At 64.9% G+C, this 510-nt stretch carries 1 protein-coding gene; it reads left to right on the top strand.

Going from position 1 to position 510, the window contains the following annotated elements; all coding sequences use genetic code 11:
- Positions 1-191 precede the first annotated feature (191 nt).
- Positions 192-510 (top strand): hypothetical protein (locus tag NBZ85_RS31695; RefSeq protein ID WP_261563490.1); only part of this gene is annotated, 319 nt, incomplete at its 3' end.

Here is a 510-nt window from a genome sequence, read left to right as displayed (position 1 = left end):
GATCGAGGCTGAATGTCTCGAGCTGATGGAGACGGACTCCTCGCAGGCCGAACGGTTCTTCGGGAACCGTCTCGTGCGTGGCGGCGGGTCGTGGTTGCCGCCGGGATTGTGGGAGGGGTGTCATGCCTCTGCCGTGGCTTCCGCCGCCTGAGCCGGGAACTGCCGTCTGCGGCGGTTTCGATGGCTCCGAGGTGGATGACCTCACCGTCATCAAGCTCGAGACATTCGACGGCTACCTATTTACGCCGCGATATGGCCCCGATGACCGTCCGACGATCTGGAAGCCGGAGGACTGGGGTGGGCGCATTCCGCGCCACCAGGTCAGCATCGCGTGGGAGCAGATCGCCAAGCGATACCGCCTGCAGCGCGTCTACTGCGACCCGTTCCAGTGGCAGACCGACATCGAGCAGTGGGACGCAGAGTACGGACCCGACGTGTTCGCGGAGTTCCCGACGAACAAGGCGGCGCGCATCTTCCCGGCGCTGACTCGATTCACGACGGATCTGGAGC

The sequence above is a fragment of the Frankia tisae genome (assembly GCF_025403405.1).
GTDB lineage: Bacteria > Actinomycetota > Actinomycetes > Frankiales > Frankiaceae > Frankia > Frankia tisai.
Note: the sequence above shows the minus strand (reverse complement) of the source record. Positions and strands in the feature narration are given on the sequence as shown.